The organism is Tepidibacillus decaturensis (genome assembly GCF_001561915.1).
GTDB lineage: Bacteria > Bacillota > Bacilli > Tepidibacillales > Tepidibacillaceae > Tepidibacillus_B > Tepidibacillus_B infernus.
Genome location: NZ_LSKU01000001.1, coordinates 1,434,533 through 1,456,463 on the forward strand (window position 1 = coordinate 1,434,533; position 21,931 = coordinate 1,456,463).

Here is a 21,931-nt window from a genome sequence, read left to right on the forward strand (position 1 = left end):
ACTAAAAAGAATGACTGTTGAGAAACTCAACAGTCATTCTTCTATTTGTCTATTCGTTCTAAGTTGCCATTAAGGTCCATCTTAAAAACAGGTTTTGTTTCATGCTCTTGGTCAGATAAGAAGGCCATTTTTCTAGCCCGATCCATAATTTGAATAAGGGCTTTATAATCTTCATTTACCACCTGGATGTCCTTTAGTTGGCTTCTCATTTCTTCATTTTCTTTTCGTAACTTCACCAATTCTTTTTCTTTTTCTTCTAATTCTTTTTCCAAGTTCTTATATAGTTTGCCTCTGTCTTGGGATAATGTCTTCTGCTTTTTTAAGAATCGTATGATGCTGTCATAGGTAAGATTTTCTTCAGTTACCTCTTTCATTTCTTCTGGCGCAGATAATACTTCACTAAACTCACTATCAAAATTCTTTTCAACCTTTTGATAGTTTCTTTTTTGTCTTTGGGATTTTGCGATTTGAATAGCTGCTTCATATTTTTTACGAATTAAGCTATTCCATCTAAATCCACAAGCTGCAGAAGTTCTATTAAGCTTTTGCCCTACTTCTTCAAAAGCTTTCAATTGAGTGCTACCTTCACGAATGTGCCTCAATATAACCTCTGCTAATAGTAAATCATCATCTTCAGTCCAAGCATCTTGTCTAGTTGCGACCATATAGATCCCCCCGTAAATCGTAAGTATTATATTTTTATGAATTTAATAGTTTTTATAGAATAAAAAACTATTACTTTTTATATCCAATCTTTTAATTTTTTAAACAGGAGGATACAGCAATAAATGAAAAAACCACGAAATTTCGTGGTTTAGGTAAACTGATATGGTATATATTAATAGTTTATGAAGCAAAATGCTGTTCAAGAGCTGGTTTATCATAGCCGATTACAATATTTTCACCATCTGTTAAAATAGGCCTTTTTAACAAGCGTGGTTCTTTGGATAAAAGATCTAATAATTGACTTAATTTTAATTCCTCAATATCCACATCCAAATTTTTGAACATTTGGCTACGTGTAGATAGAATTTCCTCTAATCCATTATTTGTTTTCTTTACAATTTCTAAAAGCTCATCAACAGTTGGTGGATTTTTGAAAAGGTGACGCTCTTCATAACTTACTCCTTTTTCAGATAACCAAGCCTTTGTTTTTCTGCAAGATGTACAACTAGGGTATGTGAAAAACACTAATTTATTTTGCATACTCCATCTCTCCTTTTTGTAATTTTTTTACATATTGTTGAACACGATGTGTAAAATGTTTTTTAATAAATAATAAACGTATGTATCTAAAAAAAGTTTCCAACACTTTAAATTTGACATTTTCTTTTTGCATCTTAATTATATTATTTAATTAAACACTATGTCAATAGTAATTAATTATTTTTTAACAAAATTTTCTACTCTAAAAGGATAATCTTTACAGTAAATATGTCTATTTCAAGGAATTTATTTACTATAAAACGTTAATATAATATAATTATTATGATTAAGTGAGAAAGGGGCTTTAAAGGCATGGAAAATGATACATTGAAATTAACAAGTGTTTTGGCTGATCCCACACGATTTGCAATTTACCAATACGTCTCTTCCATGGGCCGAGCCGTAAATGTACAAGAAATCGCTGATAAATTTGGTATTCATCCCAATGTAGCTAGACTTCATCTGAGTAAATTAGAAGATGTCAATTTACTTAAATCAATCACCGAAAAAACTGGTCGTGGAGGAAGACCAAGTAGAGTATACACATTATCTGACGAAGTTGTAAGTCTCCAGTTCCCTCCGAGAGATTATAAACTCCTTGCCAAGATAGCCATAGAGACCCTTTTGTCATTTGGTGAAGAAGGTAAGAAAGCTTTAGTAGAAATGGGAAGAAACTTTGGCAGAGAAGCAGCAAGACAGGCCATGATGAAAGATAGTATCGAAAACTCGAGGTACTTACCAATTGAAAAAAAATTGAAAGTATTGAACGATTGGTCATTGCTCAAGGTCTACAACCGAATATCGAAATCATTGACCAACATACCATTCGATTCCGAGTAAATAACTGTATTTTCCATGAAACACTTGATGCAGTAAAAAATCATAATATCTGTCAAATGCATCATCATCTTCTTGAAGGAATCTTTGAAACCTATTTAGGAGACATTGACCTCGTTCAAGAAACATCCATTACGAATGGCTCCGATGCATGTCAATATACAATGGTTAAATTACCAGTTCAATAATAAATGAAAAGCCTCTTCCACCTAGGAAGAGGTTTCTTAAATTTTCTTGTCCCTATCCAATAGAGAGTGTGTGTGGCAAAAGCAAGCGACTTTCAGGAGTGTATTTCTTACCTGATCATTTTAATCTAAGAAAGACGAAATAGTACCTTTCTCACATTATTCTTTATTCATAGAAAGGTATGAGCAACAGAGCTCGATATAAAGTACTATTTTTTTATAGTCCATATTGTTTTAACGCGCTTGTCATGAAACGGTACTGATATGACCCCATATTTTTTTGTTGAACAAGCACCTTAAAAGTTTCCCCCATTTCACCTGGCATAATTAATTGGCGAATCGCGCGGTTCATTTTAATGGCTTCATCTTGAAAAAGGTCTTTATTTTTCATTTGATCCAATCCTATTTCTTGAAGCATTTCTAAAATACCACTATTCATTAAAAAATGACTTTGCGTAGAAAACCAGACAGGTTCAAGACCCCAACGTTTTCCTTCCTCCATGAGTGCAGTAAAATTCACATGTGTGGTGATATCTTGTTCTCCGATTAGTTGGTAAGGATTATCATTAGCAGTATGCTGATAATAGCACATCAATGTACCCTCATGCCGATGACTTGCATATAATTCATCTGCAGGATAACCATAATCGATCGTGATAACATAACCTCTTGTTAATCGTTGCGCTACATGTTTCATCCAATCGATCGCATCTAAATTAATTTCAGCGACTTGTCCTTCCTTCAGCGTAACTTTTTGCTGAATGAAATAATCTTCTAAGGAAGGATGGCTAAGCTCTGCAGTGATCTCTTCATAGCTTTCCCTTTCCTCATTCCAGGTCACAAAAATCTCTTTGAATTTCCCGTTTACTTTTTTTACTTTATGTACTGGAAAAGAATCTACCAGCTCATTTGAAAAAATAATTCCTATAAACGGTTGAGGAAGATCCTGTAATTGATCAATCCATTTCACATGATTGAGGTGCCTTTCTAAGTGTTCACGTTGTAAGTCTTGGTGATATGGACTTGCTTCAAGCATAAAATAGGTTAGGGATTGGTATATCTTAGGGTATTTCTCAAACATTGCATTTAATACATCTCTCGCAAAACGGCCATCTCCCCCACCCATTTCTAAAATAAAAAATGTTTCCTTTTCTGAAGCATATTGTAAAAGTTCAACAAAGCTATTCGCGATGGTTTGGCCAAATATAGGCCCTACAGATGAACTGGTATAAAAATCAGCACTCTTCCCTATTTTTTTGCGATCCTTCGTATAGTAACCTAACTCAGGTGCATATAGAGCCATTTTCATAAAGTCATAAAACGTTATACGTTTTTCAGGTGAATCGTTTATCATCTTGATGATTTCTTTTGATAATTGAGTTTCATTTGCTTCTTTCATGTTGTTAACCCCTTTTTTCATTCTGTTGATACTATAACTTCGTCCAAAATTTTTATCAAGGAAAATTTTGTTTTATACTATTGACATAGTGTTTATACTATCATATTATATTAACAGAACCACCCTTATTACTTAGTGAATTGAAAAATCACCCATGAAGTTCAGCTAATGATTGGTTTACACCCAACCATGTCCCCCAAAAAGCTGATCTATGGATTCGGTTCTAAAAGTGTAACAGATTTTTTAACCTCCCCCATTATAACCTCCGTAATTGGAGGTTATTTTTTTGTCTTTAGAAGTTCTTATTGATCTATCATCACATGCTGAACTAATTCATTTCCACGATTGACGATCTGTTTTTGTATATTTTTATTTCCTTGCACTATAGGGATAATCTCTACGATTTTCTTTCCCTTTTCCCATACATTTTTCACATAAGTAGGAATAGCATTTATCTCTTTTAGCGTAATCTTTTGATTAGATCGATTTTTCTCAAGTAGTAAATCTAGAATAATTCCATAATCTTTCCAATCACCTTGTTGATTACTTAAAAAATTGCCTAATGAATAGACGACACCTCTATCTGATTGCCTATTATCACCTTTTATAACCTGTAGTGGTTGTACGACGTGTGGATGACTACCCAAAACAAAATCAACACCATTAGCCATTAAGTCTTCTGTCCATTTTTTTGTAGATCATTTGGTACTCTTTGATATTCGGTCCCATAATGGATCATGGCTAATATATAATCGACATGATTTTCTTTTAATCGTTTCACGTCAGATGCAACTGCCTCCAAATCTAACGTATTCACCAAGTAGGGTTTATCCTTTGGCTTTATAAATCCATTAAGTCCATAAGTATAAGCGATAAGTCCAATTTTAAAACCATCTTTTTCTAATATAAGAGGGATATCTCTTTCACTTTGAGTGCGAAAACTTCCAGTATGTAAAATTTGATATTCATCTAAATGGTCCAATGTTTTTATAAGCCCCTGCTCCCCTTGGTCGAATGAATGGTTATTTGCCGTAGTTAATACATTTACACCCGCATTTTTTAAAGCAAGGGCAATTTCCTTGGGAGCATTAAAACGTGGATAACCGCTAAACCCTTTTTCCTTTCCTGCCAATGGTGTTTCTAAATTACCAATAACAAAATCCGCTTTTGCAAAAATAGGTTTCACTTGTTGAAAAAAAGATTCAAATTGGTATTGATCAGTTTGGCGATTATAACCCGCCTTGGTCAAAGGGATATGCATCAACACATCACCAACGACCATGATCCTCATTTGAACAAATTCAGTAACATCGGGACTTGGTTCAGGTAAATTTGGTATCGTCACTTCCTCAAAAAATTGGTCTTTCTGTTCTGAATGAAAAACTTGTTCATTCCCGTTTAATTCTTTAAAAAATAGACTAATGAAAAGAATTGCAATCAAGGTGAATAATATCATTATATAACCAGTTGATTTGCTAAACATATGGATTCATCTCTTTTTCAAATCCAATGGTTGTTTTTTCTCCATGTCCAGGATATACGACGGTTTCATCAGGAAGAGTGAAGAGCTTTTCATGAATAGATTTAAGTAATTGGTCATAATTTCCTCCATTTAAGTCCGTACGCCCAATTGATTGTTTGAATAATGTATCTCCACTAAACAGAAATGGTTTCAAATAATAAGAGATTCCACCTGGAGTATGTCCAGGGGTATGAATCACTTCAATAAAAAAAGATTCAATTTCTAAGGAATCTAGATCGCAAAGAAGAACATCAGCTGGTTTACATTTTACTTCGCCAAAAAAAGGAAATATTTCCGACCCATTTAATTGTGGTCTAGATAACCATTCCTTTTCTTCTTGATGAAGATAGACTGGAACTTTAAATCTTTCTCTTATCTGTTCTAAACCACCAATATGGTCTAAATGGGCATGGGTAAGTAAAATGGCTTTTAGGGTTAATTCTTTTTCTTTAATAAATTTTTCGATAGAAAATGGATCAAACCCAACATCAATTAAAATTGCATCTTTCCCTTCAATAAGCAGATAACTATTCATTTGAAAATCTCCTAATATAAATCTTTCGATCTGCATGTTATGTCCCCCTTTTTCAATATCTATTTTATGAGTTCAAATAAAACAAAACAAGAACCGGAAATTCATCCGGTTCTATTTTAACATTAAAGAAAGTATAACTTTCTTTTCATTATATTATAATGAGGCCCTACAAAAGTAATCGGAATATGCTTCGAAGTATGGCGTCACTTTTGTGGGTTATCTTGTCATAATAAGTCGGCTGCAAGTTGAGCAAGCTTAGATCGTTCTCCTTTTTGCAATTTTACGTGTCCACTGATTTGTTCTTGTTTAAACTTTTCTACTACATAAGTTAAACCATTATTTGTTGCATCTAGGTATGGATGGTCAATTTGATCAGGATCCCCCATCAATACAATCTTACTTCCTTCACCAACACGAGAAATGATCGTTTTTACTTCATGTTTAGTCAGATTTTGTGCTTCATCAATAATAATAAATTGATTAGGAATACTTCTCCCCCGTATATAGGTCAATGCTTCAACTTGAATGCTTCCGATTCCTGCTAATATTTTGTCTAATTCTCCTGCTTTTTTCGCATTAAACAGATATTCTAAATTGTCATAAATTGGTTGCATCCAAGGACGCAATTTTTCCTCCTTTTCACCGGGTAGATAACCTAAATCCTTTCCCATTGGTACAATGGGTCTTGCAACAAGAAGTTTATTATAAATCTGTTCATCTTCTACCTTTAACAACCCTGCGGCTAAAGATAGTAATGTTTTTCCTGTCCCTGCTTTTCCAGTCATCGTAACTAAAGAAATTTGATCATCCATCAACAGTTCTAACGCCATTTTCTGTTGTACATTCCTTGGTGTAATTCCCCAAACAGAATCATTATATCGAAGTGGTTCGATCCGCTGATGATCGTAATTTATTTTAGTCACAGCTGATTTGCTTGAACCAAATTCATCTTTTAAAATATAAAATTCATTAGCAAAAACCTGATCAGGATGAAGATTTAAATCTTGTAGTGATAAACATTTTTTGGTATAAAAATCATCGATCATTGAAGGATGAACCTTGAGTTCAAAATAACCCGGATAAATATCTGTATCTGAAACAACTCGGTCAGATAAATAATCTTCAGCATGAATGCCTAATACGTCAGCTTTGACACGAACTAGAGCATCTTTGCTGACTAAAATAACTGGTTTTCCATTCTCCTTTTCTTTTTCCTCCATTTGTAAATTCATCGCTACAGCTAGGATACGATTATCATTTGTCATTTCTAGAAATGAATGCTGTAGTTTTTGAAAAGACTTATGATTTAATTCTACTCTCAATGTTCCGCTATTTCTTAGCTTAACCCCCGAGTGTAACTTTCCCTGAATTCTTAGCTGATCTAATAGCCGTGAAACTTGTCTGGCATTTCTCCCTACTTCATCCATAAATCTTTTTTTCGAGTCAATCTCTTCTAAAACAACGGCCGGTATGATCACATCATTATCTTGAAAAGCAAAAATGGCCCTTGGGTCCTGCAAAAGAACATTGGTATCCAAGACATAAATCTTCTCCAATATGTCCCCTCCTAAACTTTTTTTATACCATTTTCCCTTTTGCTGATGTAAAACTTCTTATTTATATTGTATGCAAGTAATATGAATCTTGAATGCGAACAGAAAATCTAATACATCGAATTATACTGAATGGGTACACTAAGAAAAAACAATGATCCCAATGGATGATGAAAGGATGATTCGATGCGTAAACTATTTTTGTATCTCATCATTTCCTTATTGACGATATCACTTGGTTGCCAAGCAACCAATAAACCACCTGCAAATGAAGCTTCACCCCCAACGAAAAAAATTAAACAAACACAAAGGGTACCTCAAACCATACCTGAACCAAAGAGGAACCAAAGTCCAGAGGCTACGGCACACCGTTTGGCCAGTATTGCGATTCGAGTCCCACAAGTGAATGATGCCACTGCTGTCGTCTTTGGAAAGTATGCGATCGTAGGTATTGATGTGGACGCAACCCTTGATCGTTCTCGTGTTGGTACCATTAAATATTCTGTTGCTGAAGCACTTAAAGAAGATCCTCAAGGGGCTAATGCATTAGTTACCTCAGATCCAGATATTATGCAACGGCTTCGAGAAATCAATGAAGATATAAAGCGTGGACGCCCCATTAAAGGTTTTGCAGAGGAATTATCAGACATTGTAGGAAGGATTATTCCTCAGGTACCACGTGGTGTTCAAAAAAAGAACAACCACCGACGAAGCAAAACCAAGAAGAACAAAATCAAACCAAAAATCCAAAAGAACCCAGAAAAAGTTTATATCAACAGTAAATGATTTGAATAAAATGCAAAAAATGCCTAGTTAAACTAGGCATTTTTTAATGCATCCAACACCTGAAGATCTAATTTCTTAGCTGCTTCAGGATTATAAGTCTTTTCTGTTTGGGGTTGGACGGAAATTTTGGAACCATAGTACATTACTTCATGGACACTTTGTACCAACACCTCAATAAGTGCAAGCTTAAATGGGATCCCTTCAATCTCATCCTTCAATATATTCGCTTGCCCGGAAATGGTATAAATCGTTTCTTGATGAAAAATAGTCATCGCAATATCAGGATTTTGTTTAATGTTCGTCACAATCTGGGAACGTTGATCAACTGCAAAGCGTATTGTAGTTGGAGTTTTGGCGTAAGTCCATGATATAGCATTAACAAAAGGCTTGCCTTGATCCATCAATGTTGTTAAAAGCACCAATTGCTGTTCTTGCATGTATTGATATAAACTTTCCGGTAATTGCTCACATCCACCTTTACTCATCAAAATCCTCCTTTTGCGGCTGTGAAAGTTCAGTTTCTACGGTCTTAGTTATAGTATATGCATTTTTTAATTTTTTCTGAACTTTTGCCAACTCTTGATCATCAATGTAAACATATGGAGTTTTCCAATAAGAGTTCATTTCAATCGTCTGAATTGAATCTTTATTTGCACCTTTAAAATCCCAAACTAGCTTTTTCATTTCATCAGGGGTTAGGTTTGTTTTAATATGATCTCCTGCAACATCAAGAATATCAAATACATTTGTAATTCCTTTAAATGAGCTCATTTTATCGGCTAAGGCCTTTAAAATTTTTTGGTGTCTTTGATTTCGCTCAAAATCATCAGAAGATTTCCCCACCGAAGATTTACGAAAACGAGCATAATCTAAAGCTTGCTTACCATTAAGAACCTGCAAACCTTTTTTTAGATTGATATCGGTACCATCGGCTAAAGAACGATAAACCATATTTCGGTCTACATCAATTTCAATTCCACCAAGTTCGTCAATAACCGCTTCAAAACCTTTAAAATCGACTGTGGCATAATATTGAATCGGAATATCTAAAAGGTCAGATAACGTCTCCATGGCTAAAATTGGACCACCCTTTGCAAACGTGCTATTTACTTTTGCATAGGCATAATCCGGAATTTTGACTTTGGTATCTCTTGGTATGGATAACAAATATACTTTCTTGGTTACCGGATTCCAGACACTTACAATAATTGCATCTGTATTCAAACTATGTGTTTCCGGTCTGTAATCCTCACCTAGTAATAAAATAGCAAATGGTTTCTCTGTTGGTTTGTCTTGCTCAGAGTCCTGTTTCATATTATTGATGTTTGGTTTTTCAGCAGTTTCCGATGTTTTTTCAAAAAATTGATTGATTTTCCATGAAGCATATCCAATAATCGAGCCCAAGCCCAAGCCAATAATCGTCACAAAAATGATGAGTACCTTCACCCATTTATGATGTTTCATTTTCTCAACTCCCCTATTTTCACGAGGATAGTTTTTAAATATGGTAAAAAAAGAAATAGACAAGCTTTGTAGCTCTGCGATTCATGTTATGCACGAATTAAAGAAAAAAGACTAAAAATGATGGAGAAAGAACGAACTGATATAGAATAATTGGTCACAAATTATACTTTGGTTCATTTTCGATATCCTCTAGTAATTTATCTACCAAACCTGTCCCAAATGTAATTTTATCTTCTTTCCCTTCAATCCTATAAGTAATCGTATAAAAGAAAGGATCTCTTTCATAACGAATTTCCTCAATTTTATGATCCTCTATTAGAATTTGTTTAAAAAATTCTGAAGTGTCTTTCGCCGCATGATCTTCAGGTCTTGCTTTATGAACAACAGTGATTTGAATCCAATTAAAAATTGCATCTCTCAGATCCATTTCCATCCTCCATTACTTCATATCTTCACGAAGTTGGTGAAGATAAACGATTTCATCTTTGTATTCTTCTTCCTCTGTCACTGGTGTTTCTAAAATAAAAGGAATATGTTCTAGTTTTTCACATTGCAAAAATTTTTGCAATGCTTTTGCCCCTATTTCTCCTTGACCTATTTTTTCGTGACGGTCTTTCCTACTATTAAAAGGCACTTTACTGTCATTGAAGTGAATCACTTTAATATGTTCTAAATAACCAGCTTCCTCTGCCCGTTTAATAAAGTCATCAAATTGTTCTTCATTCCATTGCCCTGCAGCAAAAGCATGACAGGTATCAAAGCAAAATTCTATTTTTTCAGGATATTTTGTATTATTACGTATCTCCATTAACGTTTCAGGTGCTAATCCCAATTCTGAACCTTGGCCGGCAGTATTTTCTAGTAACAGTTTTACAGGACCATCATATTGCTCTAGAATCAAATCTAAGGTTTCAATCATTCGTTTGATTCCATATTCTTCTCCTTCCCCAACATGTTTTCCACAATGTACAACTGCTCCAATTGCACCATAAGCCTCAGCGATATTCAAGTCTTCAACAATCGAACGAATGGTGACTTCTTGTAAATCCTCTTTAGGCGTGGACAAATTTGTAATATATGGAGTATGACAGATAACGGTTATTCCATGTTCTTTACAAAATTCTACCCCGTTTAAAGCATCCTTCATATCCACCTTTTTAGGTTTTAGTCCTCTCGGATTTTTTGTAAAAACTTGAAATGTTTCTGCACCCAATTCATGTGCCTTTTGGGCTGCCTTTTCTAGTCCTTTGGAAACACTGATATGACAACCAAGTTGCATTTTTTCACCTCTTTATGCATTCTGATGTTCCATTTTTTTCTGTTTTGCGTGCTTATCACGCTCTGATTTATTTAGATATTTTTTACGTAATCGTATAGATTTAGGTGTGATTTCACAATATTCATCATCATCTAGATATTCTAATGCTTGTTCTAAACTTAACACTCTAGCTGCTTTCATTTTCACCGTTTCCTCTTTTGTTGAAGATCTGACGTTTGTCATATGCTTTTCTTTACATACATTGACAATAATATCATTCTCACGATTATGCTCGCCAACAATCATTCCCTCATAGATCTCCGTTCCAGGCGTGACAAACAGAACTCCACGATCTTCTACTGATAGTATACCATAAGTTGTTGCTATTCCTGTTTCTGAAGAAACGAGAACACCCTCCCGTCTACCTCCGACTTCTTGATGAACCAATGGCTGATAAGAATCAAAAGAATGATTCAAAATTCCGTACCCTCTAGTTAATGTTAAAAATTCAGTACGATAGCCAATTAGTCCTCTTGACGGTATCAAGAATTCAAGTCTAATTTGGTTAAAGCCTAAATGAGTCATATTGAGCATTTCTGCCTTTCTTGGCCCTAAGCTTTCCATGACTGCCCCCATATGCTCCTCAGGTATATCAATGATTAAGTTTTCAAATGGTTCCATTTTTTTGCCATTGATGAATTTAACAATGACCTCAGGCTTTGACACTTGAAGCTCATAGCCTTCTCGTCTCATGTTTTCAATCAGAATAGATAAATGTAGCTCACCACGGCCTGATACGATAAAAGCATCAGGGCTATCTGTTTCATCTACGCGTAAACTAACATCTTTTTCTAATTCCGCAAATAATCGCTCCCTTAATTTTCTAGATGTGACATATTTCCCTTCTTTTCCTGCAAATGGACTATTATTGACGACGAATGTCATTTGTAAGGTAGGCTCATCAATATGCAATAAAGGTAATGCTTCTGGTTGTTCAGGATCAGCAATGGTTTCCCCTACGTTAATCCCTTCAATTCCTGCAATTGCAACAATATCTCCCGCTTTTGCTTCTTCTATTTCTACTTTTTTCAAGCCTACAAAGCCATATAACTTGGCTATTCTTGCTTGCTTCATTGATCCTTCTCGTTTCATGACAGCAACAGTTTGGTTTTTTCTAAGGATACCTCGTTCGATTCGACCAATCCCGATCCGACCCAGATATTCACTATAATCCAATAAAGTGACTTGCATTTGTAATGGTGCATCATAATCAACTTCTGGTGCTGGAATATGCTCGATGATTGCATCAAATAAAGGTTTCATATCCTCTGTTAGTTGGTTTGGTTCTGTTCCACTAACTCCTTTGAGTGCAGAAGCATAGATGACTGGAAACTCAATCTGTTCATCATTTGCTCCAAGTTCAATAAATAACTCTAATATCTCATCAACTACTTCTACAGGACGAGCATTTTCACGATCAATCTTATTTACAACAACAATTGGCGTTAGACCAGCTTCTAAGGCTTTACGAAGAACAAACTTGGTTTGCGGCATACTTCCTTCAAATGCATCAACAACTAATAAAACTCCATTTACCATTTTCATAATTCGTTCGACTTCTCCACCAAAGTCCGCATGACCAGGGGTGTCGATGATATTGATGATATGTTCTTTATATTGAACTGCAGTATTTTTAGCAAGAATTGTAATTCCACGTTCTCGTTCAAGGTCATTAGAATCCATCATCCGCTCCCCAACCTGTTCGTTTTCTCTAAAGATTCCTGATTGAGTTAATAATTTATCCACTAGTGTTGTTTTTCCATGATCAACATGGGCAATAATCGCTATATTTCGAATATCGTCTCGTTTCATCAAATGTTTCTCCTTTAGTTAAGGTTTTTTACAAACAAAGATAAAGACGCCCATTTAGGCGTCTAAACTAATACTTTATTTTATCATTTATGAGTCTTTTTAACAACTTACTTTACTTCAGTGTGTGCCCTTTTTTCAAAAACTTTAATAACAGCCGAAATATCTTCATTGCCATAACTTTGTTCTTTTGCTTCACCAATCGCATCTTGAGCCATTTTAGATAATCTCACAGGAACGAGAATTTGATCTGCTAATTTATTGACCAAACCTAAATCTTTATATAGTAAATCAATGCTAAATCTTGGTTTGAAATCACGGTTCTGGATCAATGGTAAACAGCGATCAATCATATAGCTATACCCTGTACTGTTTTTTATGATTTCATATAATGCGTCACTTTCCATTCCTGTTTTTGCTCCTAATACAAATGCCTCTGTAAGCGCCGCAGTATGGATCCCAACCAACATATTATTGATTAATTTTGCAATACTTCCACTTCCCGTTTTCCCTACATAAAGAATGGTTTTTCCCATCGCTTTAAAAATAGGTTGAACTTTATCAAAGACCTCTTTATCTCCACCGACCATGATGGTTAGTGTCCCAGCCTCTGCTCCCATTGGACCACCACTTATCGGAGCATCCAAATAATCCACTCCTTGTTTTTTGGCTTCTTTATAGATCTTTTCATTTAAATCAGGCCCCACGGTACTATGATCAATAACGATAGTTCCAGGTTTTGCGGTATCAAGGATTCCACCTGTTTCTAAATATACATATTCAATCGTATCAGGCATCGGAAGCGCGGTTAAAACGACATCGACCTGTTGAACTAATTCTTTTACTGAACTTGCTTCTTTTGCACCTAATTCTACCACCTTTTTGACCGATTCCTTACTCCTATTAAAAACCCACACCTCAAAATTAGCTTTTAATAAATTTTTTGTCATAGGAAATCCCATGGTTCCTATTCCAATAAATCCAACTTTCAATGGATTAACCTCCTTTTGGTACGCGATAAAGACGGCCTAACATAGACCGTCTTTACACTTTACTCTATATTAATATTATACCAATTCTTGCTCTTTTTTAATTACCACCAAAGCGAATGGCTAAAGCAATTAAGCTTCTAGTCATCGCCCCAGTTGCCCCTTTGATATTTACCCCTTTTGTTTCAGATAACCAAGAAGTTCCTGCTATATCTAAATGAGCCCAAGGTGTATCCCCTGCAAATGCCTTTAAAAACATTGCACCCTGAATCGCTCCTGCACCAAAACCAGCATCATTTTTTAAATCAGCAATTTCACTTTCAACTAATTCTTCATAATCATCATCAATTGGAAGCTCCCATACCTTTTCACCAGATAGATTTGCAGCAGTTTTTACTTCTTTTGCCCAATCAGGGTCATTTGAGAATATTCCAGTCATATGATGGCCTAATGCAGAGATGACTGATCCCGTTAATGTGGCCACATCTACAATTTTAGTAACCCCTAAGTGTTTAGCATAGGAAATTGCATCAGCTAAAATTAAACGGCCTTCCGCATCTGTATGTTTAATCTCAACTGTTTTTCCAGAAAAGGTTTCTACAATGTCCCCAGGATGAATCGCATGACCAGAAACCATGTTTTCACAAGATGGAATAACTGCAATTATATTAGCATGCGGCTCCAAACTACCGATGGCATTCATAGCCCCAAGTACTGCTGCTGCTCCAGCCATATCCCCTTTCATTTCATCCATATCTTTATCAGGTTTAATTTGAATACCACCAGAATCAAAGGTAATTCCTTTTCCTACAAATCCAATAACATCCTTATATTCTGGTGCTCCAAAATATTTCATCACAATCAATTTCGGTTCTTCATCGCTTCCTTTAGAAACGGCTAAAAATGCACCCATATTTAATTCTTGAATTTGTTTTTTATCTAAAATATTAATTTCTAAACGATGCTTTTTTGCTACCTCTTTTGCTTTATCAGCTAATAGTGAAGGTGTCATTTTATTCGCTGGAGTATTGCCTAAATCTCTTGCTAAATTTTGAGATTCTGCAAAAATAATTCCTCGTTCTACCCCAGCTTCTACTGCTTTTACAGATATCCCATCAACAGTGACAAGGATTCGTTCTATTTTTTGTTGTGGTTTTTCTTTTGTTTTGTAATTAAACGTATAGGTACCTAACTGAATCGCTTCAACAACTGCTTGCCCTAAATCAACTGGATTCCATATCGCTTTATATTTTTGACTTACGACTACAGCTAATTCTCTTACACCGATCGATTGGGCTTTTCTTGCTGCGATAGCATAAGCATTTCTTGCTCGATCAATCGTTAGTTTTTCTTCTTTACCAAGCCCTAAAACAAGTACTCTTTTTGCCGGTATTTTCCCCCAAGTATGCAATAAAGTGACTTCTCCATAGGTTCCTTTAATCTCTTTTTCTGCAATTAATTGAGAGATTCGATGATCCATTTGCTCATCTACTTGTTGTGCTAAACCTAATAACATGTCCTTATCTTCGGTGTGCGTCAAAATGATACAATCTGAAGCTAATGTTATGATTGATTCTGTACTCACTTTAAATTGCATGAAAGGCACCTCCACATTGGTTTCTTACTCCCATTTTCTATTATATCAATTTTAGATATCCATTTAAAACGTTTTCTTTCATATAATTGTCACAATGATTTAGCAAACGTTAGAAAATACTTCAATTGCACCTGATTTTTTGAATGAATAGGAAGTATATGGTATATTTATTATAATTGAAAGGAGAGTATGCTATGAATTTTGTTGGATTTTCAAATCTAGATTTTGATGTATTTCAAATAGATGGATTAGAGCCGCGAATGGAAGGAATTAAGCAATATATCCGCCCGAAGCTTGAATTAATTGGTCAGGAAATGGCTCCTTACTTAAGTGTATTAACAGGCCAAGAAATGTTTTATCATGTAGCCAAACACGCAAGAAGAACTAAAAATCCTCCAAATGATACCTGGGTTGCGTTTGCTCCAAGCAAACGGGGATACAAAGCCTTCCCTCATTTTCAAGTTGGCCTTTGGTCTACACATCTATTTATCTGGTTTGCTTTAATCTATGAAGCTCCGTACAAGAAAGAGTTTGGAGAAAATCTTGTAAACCATTTAACAGAAATTTTTTCTTCTATTCCCTCTGAGTTTGCTTGGTCGATGGATCATACAAAACCAGAAGTTCTTCCTCATAAAGACCTGACTAAGGAAGAACTATTCCAAATGGCAGAGAAGTTGAAAAAGGTTAAAAAAGCTGAGCTTTTATGTGGCATTACTATTGATCGTAATGATCCAATTTTAATAAATAAAGAACAACTCTTTCAAAAAATTGAAAATACCTTTGAAACCTTAATGCCACTTTATCAACTAGCGACAAAGGCTTAGTCTTAATCATAGAAAGGCATGTACGATGGAGGTCGTTGCAATATACATTTCTCTTTAAAAGATACTCTTCCACTTTTCACTGATTTCTTCTGCTTCTCCAACAATTCGGTGGAAGAGTTCCTGTACGGTTGGAACGTCTCGGATAAGCCCCATCACCTGTCCAGCCCATGCAAAACCTCTTTCCATATCCCCTTGATAAATAGCCACCTTATTATTTTCACCACCAATCAATGGTTGCAATTGTTCAAATGCAGCCCCTTGGTGTTCTAGTTCAAGAACCTTTTCCGTTGTTGGATTAAGGATTGCCCTAGCTGGAGCGCCAAGTGTTCTTTTAACCACAATCGTATCCATCTCTGTTTTTTCTACCAATGTTTTCTTATAATTTTCATGTGCCAATACACACTCTTTTGTTGCAATAAAACGAGTTCCCATTTCTATTCCTTCTGCCCCTAAAGCGAAAGCAGCCATCATCCCTCGGCCATCACCAATTCCTCCACTTGCGATAACTGGAATTTTCACTGCGTCTACAACTTTTGGAATGAGAACAAAAGTACCTAAATCATCTTTACCAATATGGCCGCCTCCTTCTTGTCCAACTGCCATGATGGCATCCATTCCTAATGCTTCAGCTTTCATTGCTTGTTTTACAGTGGATACCAAAGAGATCTTCTTGATCGGTAAACCTTTTAGTCTTTCCAATACAGGCAGTGGATTCCCTCCTGTAATCGTGATTACTGGAACTTGCTCTGCAATTGCAACTTCTAGATAATCTTTCCATTTATCACCATATAAACTTATCGCAAAATTAACAGCAAATGGCTTAGATGTAAGCATCTTTACCTTTTTGATTTCTTCACGCAAATGTTCTGGGGTAGGTAAGGTAACTGCTGTAATTTGCCCAAGTCCTCCCGCATTTGACACGGCCGAAGCCAAGTTAGCATCTGCGAGATAAGCCAATCCTCCCTGAATAATGGGATAATCGATTTCTAATAACTCAGTAATTCTTGTCTTCATTTCTAACCTCCTAAAAATAGTAATGATAGCGCTTTCACAAATAAGTAAATGATACATATCCATTTATTTTCTACTATTATGTACGAAATCCTTCAAATATTTTTTTCTTGAATGAAAAAAATCATATTTTTGCCTATTGCAACTCAAAATAATCATGTTATACTCTATTTGTTTGTTTAATGATTATGATAATGTGGAAAAAATATAATGAGGAAAGGGTGATAAGGGTTGAATCGTCAAGAAAATACACCCTTGTTTAGTGCATTGTTAGAGCATGCCAAAAAGAATCCCATACAATTTCACATACCCGGACATAAAAAAGGGCAAGGAATGGACGAAAAATTCAAAGAATTTATAGGTACCAATGCTTTATCCATTGACTTAATCAATATTGCACCTCTTGATGATTTACATCATCCTCATGGCATTATTAAAGAGGCTCAAGAGCTTGCTGCTGAAGCTTTTGGTGCTGATTATACATTCTTTTCTGTTCAAGGTACAAGTGGGGCTATTATGGCAATGATTATGTCAGTTGTAGGCCCTAGCGATAAAATCATTGTACCAAGAAACGTTCATAAATCGATTCTTTCCGCTATTATTTTTGCAGGTGCAACACCCATATTTATTCATCCTGAAATGGATCCTAAAGTAGGTATTGCCCATGGGATAACTCCTAAATCTGTTAAAAAAGCCTTAGAACAACATCCAGATGCAAAAGCAGTACTAGTGATCAATCCTACCTACTTTGGAGTAGCTGGTAACTTGGAAGAAATTGTGCGAATTGTCCATGAATATGAAATCGCTGTTCTTGTTGATGAAGCCCATGGAGTACATATTCACTTTCATGATCAACTTCCCTTATCAGCAATGCAAGCAGGGGCTGATATGGCGGCTACTAGTGTTCATAAATTAGGTGGCTCTTTAACTCAAAGTTCTATTTTGAATGTAAAGGAAGGGTTGGTTAATCCTCATCATGTCCAATCTGTCATGAGTATGCTTACCACCACCTCTACTTCTTATATTCTTTTAGCTTCCTTAGATGCGGCTCGGAGAAATCTTGCAATCAATGGGCGTATGTTTTTAGAACAAGCAATTGAACTATCCCAATACGCAAGAAGAAGCGTGAATGAAATACCTGGACTATATAGCCCTGGCGATGATATATTGGGGACTGACGCAACTTATGATTATGACCCAACGAAGTTATTGATCAGTGTAAAAGACCTTGGTGTAACAGGCTATGAAGTAGAAAAGTGGTTAAGAAAGGAATATAATATCGAGGTTGAATTAAGCGATTTATATAATATTCTATGTTTAATTACTCCTGGAGATACTTATCAGGACGTAGATCTATTGATTACGGCACTTCAACGATTATCAAAAGAACATATTCATCTGGGTAAACAAAATCATGTAGAGGTTCGTTTACCAAAAATTCCATCACTTGCACTCTCTCCTAGAGACGCATTTTATTCTGATACAGATGTCGTCTTACTAGATGATTCGGTAGGTCATGTCATTGCTGAATTCGTTATGGTTTATCCTCCTGGTATTCCTATTCTCTTACCTGGTGAAATCATTACCCAAGATAATATAGATTATATTAAATATAACCTTGCTGCAGGATTACCTGTTCAAGGACCTGAAGATGAAACGATCGGAACCTTAAAGGTCATTAAAGCAAGAAAAGCGATTCCTATCTATTAAAATAGCAAAGATAAAAAAAGCAAAAATGAAGCCTATGATCTAAAATTCATAGGCCTTTTTCATGTTTTTAATTTTATTCCTTATCATGCTTGTGAGAACTACAATCTTCGCAAATTCCAAATAATACTTCTGATTTCTCTGACTGAATTGGTGCAATGATTTGGTCACATTCTTTACATACTAATGTACCCATTTTCTTACCCCCATCCTTTTGGTGTAACCGCTTTAATATTATGTTATTATTATTTTAATATGTTATACTTTTTATGTCAATTGAACTAATAAATTATTTTAATTGTCTATATCATCTAATTAGTAGGACATAAAAAGCCCTATGGGTTTTAAAATTGTCCCATAGAGCAATTTAATGAAAATATAGCTTACTCTATTTTTTGACATCCAGTCTGTAATCAATTGAAGATAGATCTCTTTTTCTGGTTCATTCAAGATTTCATGATAAAGACCATCAATCAGGTGAAATTGGACTTGTTCTTTAGAAAAACCCTCCACAAATTCTTTAGCTTTTTGTGGATCGACTAATTGATCCTCTCCCGCTTGCAAATAAAGTAAAGGAATCCCTGAACGAGAGATTTGATCCTTTTTTTCCCAAACGAGTTCAATTGCTTTTTGAAATGCAAGAAACCAAGCAATACTTACTTTATTATAAACGAGTGGATCTTCTGCATATGCTTTAACCACCTTTGGATCACGACTCACTTGACTTGCTGTAATGCCACTATTTAATCTCATTGTTGGCCATACCTTTACTAAATTCTCGGCAAGGATACGTTGCCACTTTGGTACTTCTATACTAATGCTCACCGCAGGAGATGTTACGATCACTCCTTTAAGTGCTTGGCTATCCTTTAACTCTTCTAAATACCTTAATACAATGAGTCCGCCCATACTATGGCCTAATAAAAAGGTTGGTTTTTCAGGCCAATTTTTTTTAATATATTGAAACCATTGATCTATTTTATGTAAATAATTAGCAAAATCCTGAATATGTCCACGTTTTTCTTTAGATCGTCCCAAACCAGGAAGATCCCCACCTACCATAGAAATATGATGTTTATTTAACCAGACTGCCACATGCCGATATCTACCAATATGTTCGCCTGAACCATGAACCACTAATAAAATGGCTTTGGCATCGTTAACCAAGTACGTTTGCAATGTATCCATGCTTGATTCCCCCGTCCATTTACTTATGCAAAAAAGTCCCTTATACAATAGGGACTTGATTTAATATTTTTTGTATATATTTAATAAAGCAGATTTCCTCTTGGTCTACATATTGAGTTGTTTTAATTAATAGTTCTCCTACAAGATGATGTCCATGGTAAAAAGGAATAAAGATTAATTGTCCCGATGGTTCAAATTCACAGGAGATTTCGCCACGGGCTGCAACATTACTTAACATTCCTTCTCCAAAAGGAATCGCTTCTAAGTTCATTCCTTCAACATTGCCTTCATGTTTATAGTATTGAAAAGAGGTTTCATCAGTTAGGTACATCAAAATTGTTTTGTAATGAGGAATATAAGCCTTTAAAACTTGAATTACCCTATCATAACATTCATTTTTACTCTTAGCATCTTGCAAAATAAGGCCTAACTCACATCTCACCGTTTCTAGCAGATCAGCCTTTCCCATGTGATTTCCTCCAAAACATTTTTAATTGTCTGCTTTTTTTATTTTACCATATTCTTATAACCTTAACAAATTTTCTTCACCAATAATATGTAGCAGTTTATTTTTTTATCCTACATCAATTTTTCTTTTTTTTGGCTATTTTATTGTCAACCCTATGCCCTAATGCTAAAATATAACTAGTATGTTAAATATGGAATTGGGAGTGGACTAAAGTTGGGAAAAAGTGCGTATGTTAAACTAGTCAATGGTTCAGTACAGCAAGAGATCACAATAGATCAAGTTAAGGAATTATTAAATAAGTACATTGAAAATACTGGAAAATTAGCTGAACAATTGGATTGGGAGTATCATGAATCTGCTTTTCCATACACCATCCAAGAAAAAGCTGAAGGGGATACGAAATACCTTTACTTAAAAGCAAAAGATGAGCTCTATAATTATCTCATTATCGGTGTTGGATCTGAGGAAGTAGATGGTCATACCACCCAGTTTATCCAAGTTGTATTACCTGATGAAGACTATCGTACCCCTGGGGATCAGGCAAAAGGAAATGAGTTTTCCAAATACCTTGCTAAGAAGTTAAAAGCTGAATTACATCTATTTAATGGCCGTGTTCTTTATTATAACCCTCGTAAATAGTGGTAGTAAGAGTGTTCAATTCGAACACTCTTTTATTTTAGAGCTATATCTATCATGTCCTCCAATTTGATCCATGAATACTCCTGTTCATCTCCCAATTGTAATCTTCGTAACAAAGGATCAATCCCTAATACCTTTCCGGTGAGCCTTTTTTCATGATAGGGATCAAACAAAGTAATGATGACTTCTAGATCATTCACCATCGCTTCAGAAATGATTTGCACCATTTGTTCCTTTTGTTGCTCATCCAATAGTGGCTTTTGTTTTTTGTTGATATCTCTCAACCTTTTATTCAACAATTGTCGATGTTCTGTTAGCATCATACGGCTACCTGTCCATAATAAATTTCCTCTATTCATGCTTCATGCCCTCCTATTTTTGTAGCTCGATCAAATAATAAGCCTGAAGACAATAAAGAAGAAGCTCGAAAAATCGCTGTTTTTCCATAACGTTCGCGAATCTCATCCATTGTTTTCCCTAATTGTAACTTCTTAATAGGATGACTAAATAAATCAAGCTGAATTTCCCGATCATCCTCTAGTTGATCCAGACTTAGCCCTATACTTCTTACTGGTTGCCGATCCCAAAAATGTTCAAGCAACTGTAAACTAGCTTGATAAACTTCTATGGTATCACTGGTTGCAAAAGGAATGGTAGTTTGGCGATGAAATCCTGTAGGATGATTAAAATCTGCTCCTCGAAGTGAAAGACTAATCGTCCTACCTCTTTTATGAAGAGCTCTTACCCGCCTGCATACTTCATCTGCTAATTCCAACAAAACGACCTGTATATCCTCTTTATAGATATAATCTCGTGGTAAAGTAATGCTATTACCTACCCCTTTTTGCAATTCTGTAGAATCATTTTTTACTGGTGAGTAGTCAATACCATGG

Annotated in this window: 24 protein-coding genes and 1 pseudogene; 6 read left to right on the forward strand and 19 right to left on the reverse strand. The window is 35.3% G+C overall.

All coding sequences use genetic code 11. From position 1 onward, the window contains the following. Positions 1–41 precede the first annotated feature (41 nt). Both U473_RS06915 and U473_RS06920 read right to left on the reverse strand, forming a co-directional pair. Complete coding sequence (locus U473_RS06915; RefSeq protein ID WP_068724729.1) at positions 42–665, reverse strand: RsfA family transcriptional regulator; 624 nt, start codon at positions 663–665, stop codon at positions 42–44. A gap of 181 nt (positions 666–846) precedes the next feature. Beyond that, positions 847–1,206, reverse strand: a complete 360-nt coding sequence (locus U473_RS06920) for a Spx/MgsR family RNA polymerase-binding regulatory protein (protein ID WP_068724731.1) — start codon at positions 1,204–1,206, stop codon at positions 847–849. Between the two features lie 312 nt (positions 1,207–1,518). Here U473_RS06920 and U473_RS06925 point away from each other — a divergent pair, with 312 nt between their 5' ends. Both U473_RS06925 and U473_RS15495 read left to right on the forward strand, forming a co-directional pair. After that, complete coding sequence (locus U473_RS06925; RefSeq protein WP_321164154.1) at positions 1,519–2,046, forward strand: helix-turn-helix transcriptional regulator; 528 nt, start codon at positions 1,519–1,521, stop codon at positions 2,044–2,046. Then, positions 1,977–2,231 (forward strand): methanogen output domain 1-containing protein, encoded by a 255-nt coding sequence (locus U473_RS15495; protein WP_321164155.1) that lies wholly within the window; start codon positions 1,977–1,979, stop codon positions 2,229–2,231. The genes U473_RS06925 and U473_RS15495 overlap by 70 nt, the downstream gene beginning before the upstream one ends. A 214-nt stretch (positions 2,232–2,445) precedes the next feature. Here the strand turns inward: U473_RS15495 and U473_RS06930 are convergent, their stop codons facing one another. The 4 genes and pseudogenes from U473_RS06930 to U473_RS06950 all read right to left on the reverse strand — a co-directional run bounded on the left by U473_RS06930 (position 2,446) and on the right by U473_RS06950 (position 7,240). Beyond that, a complete protein-coding gene (locus U473_RS06930; RefSeq protein WP_068724734.1) occupies positions 2,446–3,627 on the reverse strand; it encodes a class I SAM-dependent methyltransferase in 1,182 nt (393 codons plus the stop codon). 302 nt (positions 3,628–3,929) lie between these two features. Continuing rightward, positions 3,930–5,110 (reverse strand): annotated as a pseudogene (locus U473_RS06940) (CapA family protein). Further along, positions 5,103–5,720: an MBL fold metallo-hydrolase gene (locus tag U473_RS06945; protein ID WP_068724740.1), complete on the reverse strand. Its 618-nt coding sequence runs from the start codon at positions 5,718–5,720 to the stop codon at positions 5,103–5,105. Before U473_RS06945 ends, U473_RS06940 begins: the two are co-directional and overlap by 8 nt. 188 nt (positions 5,721–5,908) lie before the next feature. Then, on the reverse strand, positions 5,909–7,240 hold the full coding sequence (locus U473_RS06950; protein WP_068724742.1) for a PhoH family protein: 1,332 nt from the start codon (positions 7,238–7,240) through the stop codon (positions 5,909–5,911). A 183-nt stretch (positions 7,241–7,423) separates the two neighbouring features. Between U473_RS06950 and U473_RS06955 the strand changes: the two genes are divergently transcribed. Next, positions 7,424–8,023 (forward strand): YhcN/YlaJ family sporulation lipoprotein, encoded by a 600-nt coding sequence (locus U473_RS06955; protein ID WP_082732416.1) that lies wholly within the window; start codon positions 7,424–7,426, stop codon positions 8,021–8,023. Positions 8,024–8,055: 32 nt separating this feature from the next. On the opposite strand, the gene U473_RS06960 is transcribed toward U473_RS06955, so the two are convergent. The 7 genes from U473_RS06960 to U473_RS06990 all read right to left on the reverse strand — a co-directional run bounded on the left by U473_RS06960 (position 8,056) and on the right by U473_RS06990 (position 15,200). Continuing rightward, complete coding sequence (locus U473_RS06960) at positions 8,056–8,508, reverse strand: pyridoxamine 5'-phosphate oxidase family protein (RefSeq protein ID WP_068724743.1); 453 nt, start codon at positions 8,506–8,508, stop codon at positions 8,056–8,058. Then, positions 8,501–9,487: an LCP family protein gene (locus tag U473_RS06965; RefSeq protein ID WP_068724744.1), complete on the reverse strand. Its 987-nt coding sequence runs from the start codon at positions 9,485–9,487 to the stop codon at positions 8,501–8,503. The genes U473_RS06960 and U473_RS06965 overlap by 8 nt, the downstream gene beginning before the upstream one ends. Before the next feature lie 154 nt (positions 9,488–9,641). Further along, positions 9,642–9,914, reverse strand: a complete 273-nt coding sequence (locus U473_RS06970) for a hypothetical protein (RefSeq protein WP_068724747.1) — start codon at positions 9,912–9,914, stop codon at positions 9,642–9,644. A gap of 12 nt (positions 9,915–9,926) precedes the next feature. Then, entirely contained in the window at positions 9,927–10,766 is an 840-nt protein-coding gene (locus U473_RS06975; protein ID WP_068724749.1) for a deoxyribonuclease IV, read from the reverse strand. 12 nt (positions 10,767–10,778) lie between these two features. After that, on the reverse strand, positions 10,779–12,617 hold the full coding sequence (typA, locus tag U473_RS06980; protein WP_068724751.1) for a translational GTPase TypA: 1,839 nt from the start codon (positions 12,615–12,617) through the stop codon (positions 10,779–10,781). Positions 12,618–12,724: 107 nt separating this feature from the next. Next, a complete protein-coding gene (locus U473_RS06985; protein ID WP_068724752.1) occupies positions 12,725–13,633 on the reverse strand; it encodes an NAD(P)-dependent oxidoreductase in 909 nt (302 codons plus the stop codon). Positions 13,634–13,703: 70 nt separating this feature from the next. Next, positions 13,704–15,200, reverse strand: coding sequence for a leucyl aminopeptidase (locus U473_RS06990; protein ID WP_068724753.1), 1,497 nt, complete (start codon positions 15,198–15,200; stop codon positions 13,704–13,706). 194 nt (positions 15,201–15,394) lie between these two features. Between U473_RS06990 and U473_RS06995 the strand changes: the two genes are divergently transcribed. Beyond that, the gene (locus U473_RS06995) at positions 15,395–16,024 is read left to right on the forward strand and encodes a YktB family protein (protein ID WP_068724755.1); all 630 of its coding nucleotides are present in this window, start codon (positions 15,395–15,397) and stop codon (positions 16,022–16,024) included. A gap of 54 nt (positions 16,025–16,078) precedes the next feature. Here U473_RS06995 and U473_RS07000 read toward each other — a convergent pair whose 3' ends face one another. Beyond that, positions 16,079–17,095, reverse strand: coding sequence for an NAD(P)H-dependent flavin oxidoreductase (locus U473_RS07000; RefSeq protein ID WP_082732582.1), 1,017 nt, complete (start codon positions 17,093–17,095; stop codon positions 16,079–16,081). A gap of 171 nt (positions 17,096–17,266) precedes the next feature. Here U473_RS07000 and U473_RS07005 point away from each other — a divergent pair, with 171 nt between their 5' ends. Next, complete coding sequence (locus U473_RS07005; protein ID WP_068724759.1) at positions 17,267–18,745, forward strand: aminotransferase class I/II-fold pyridoxal phosphate-dependent enzyme; 1,479 nt, start codon at positions 17,267–17,269, stop codon at positions 18,743–18,745. Between the two features lie 73 nt (positions 18,746–18,818). Here the strand turns inward: U473_RS07005 and U473_RS14560 are convergent, their stop codons facing one another. The 3 genes from U473_RS14560 to U473_RS07015 all read right to left on the reverse strand — a co-directional run bounded on the left by U473_RS14560 (position 18,819) and on the right by U473_RS07015 (position 20,399). Continuing rightward, positions 18,819–18,938, reverse strand: coding sequence for a GapA-binding peptide SR1P (locus U473_RS14560; RefSeq protein WP_153012017.1), 120 nt, complete (start codon positions 18,936–18,938; stop codon positions 18,819–18,821). Positions 18,939–19,057: 119 nt separating this feature from the next. After that, entirely contained in the window at positions 19,058–19,930 is an 873-nt protein-coding gene (locus U473_RS07010; RefSeq protein WP_068724761.1) for an alpha/beta hydrolase, read from the reverse strand. A 40-nt stretch (positions 19,931–19,970) separates the two neighbouring features. Then, positions 19,971–20,399, reverse strand: a complete 429-nt coding sequence (locus U473_RS07015) for a hypothetical protein (protein WP_068724763.1) — start codon at positions 20,397–20,399, stop codon at positions 19,971–19,973. Between the two features lie 213 nt (positions 20,400–20,612). On the opposite strand from U473_RS07015, the gene U473_RS07020 reads away from it, so the two are divergent. After that, entirely contained in the window at positions 20,613–21,038 is a 426-nt protein-coding gene (locus U473_RS07020) for a DUF1885 family protein (RefSeq protein ID WP_068724765.1), read from the forward strand. A gap of 32 nt (positions 21,039–21,070) precedes the next feature. Here the strand turns inward: U473_RS07020 and U473_RS07025 are convergent, their stop codons facing one another. Further along, the gene (locus U473_RS07025; protein ID WP_068724767.1) at positions 21,071–21,397 is read right to left on the reverse strand and encodes a YolD-like family protein; all 327 of its coding nucleotides are present in this window, start codon (positions 21,395–21,397) and stop codon (positions 21,071–21,073) included. After that, on the reverse strand, positions 21,394–21,931 hold a 538-nt coding region (locus U473_RS07030), incomplete at its 5' end, for a DinB/UmuC family translesion DNA polymerase (RefSeq protein ID WP_456119705.1). The genes U473_RS07025 and U473_RS07030, both read right to left, overlap by 4 nt.

Bases quoted from the DNA above. Each gene is read 5' to 3' on its own strand.
- U473_RS06965 (WP_068724744.1), bottom strand. From the start codon at position 9,487: ATGAAACATCATAAATGGGTGAAGGTACTCATCATTTTTGTGACGATT.
- typA (WP_068724751.1), bottom strand. From the start codon at position 12,617: ATGAAACGAGACGATATTCGAAATATAGCGATTATTGCCCATGTTGAT.
- U473_RS06955 (WP_082732416.1), top strand. From the start codon at position 7,424: ATGCGTAAACTATTTTTGTATCTCATCATTTCCTTATTGACGATATCA.
- U473_RS07015 (WP_068724763.1), bottom strand. From the start codon at position 20,399: ATGGGAAAGGCTGATCTGCTAGAAACGGTGAGATGTGAGTTAGGCCTT.
- U473_RS06975 (WP_068724749.1), bottom strand. From the start codon at position 10,766: ATGCAACTTGGTTGTCATATCAGTGTTTCCAAAGGACTAGAAAAGGCA.
- U473_RS06925 (WP_321164154.1), top strand. From the start codon at position 1,519: ATGGAAAATGATACATTGAAATTAACAAGTGTTTTGGCTGATCCCACA.
- U473_RS07010 (WP_068724761.1), bottom strand. From the start codon at position 19,930: ATGGATACATTGCAAACGTACTTGGTTAACGATGCCAAAGCCATTTTA.
- U473_RS07000 (WP_082732582.1), bottom strand. From the start codon at position 17,095: ATGTATCATTTACTTATTTGTGAAAGCGCTATCATTACTATTTTTAGG.
- U473_RS14560 (WP_153012017.1), bottom strand. From the start codon at position 18,938: ATGGGTACATTAGTATGTAAAGAATGTGACCAAATCATTGCACCAATT.
- U473_RS06930 (WP_068724734.1), bottom strand. From the start codon at position 3,627: ATGAAAGAAGCAAATGAAACTCAATTATCAAAAGAAATCATCAAGATG.
- U473_RS06945 (WP_068724740.1), bottom strand. From the start codon at position 5,720: ATGCAGATCGAAAGATTTATATTAGGAGATTTTCAAATGAATAGTTAT.
- U473_RS06920 (WP_068724731.1), bottom strand. From the start codon at position 1,206: ATGCAAAATAAATTAGTGTTTTTCACATACCCTAGTTGTACATCTTGC.
- U473_RS06990 (WP_068724753.1), bottom strand. From the start codon at position 15,200: ATGCAATTTAAAGTGAGTACAGAATCAATCATAACATTAGCTTCAGAT.
- U473_RS07025 (WP_068724767.1), bottom strand. From the start codon at position 21,397: ATGAATAGAGGAAATTTATTATGGACAGGTAGCCGTATGATGCTAACA.
- U473_RS06995 (WP_068724755.1), top strand. From the start codon at position 15,395: ATGAATTTTGTTGGATTTTCAAATCTAGATTTTGATGTATTTCAAATA.
- U473_RS06960 (WP_068724743.1), bottom strand. From the start codon at position 8,508: ATGAGTAAAGGTGGATGTGAGCAATTACCGGAAAGTTTATATCAATAC.
- U473_RS06970 (WP_068724747.1), bottom strand. From the start codon at position 9,914: ATGGATCTGAGAGATGCAATTTTTAATTGGATTCAAATCACTGTTGTT.
- U473_RS06915 (WP_068724729.1), bottom strand. From the start codon at position 665: ATGGTCGCAACTAGACAAGATGCTTGGACTGAAGATGATGATTTACTA.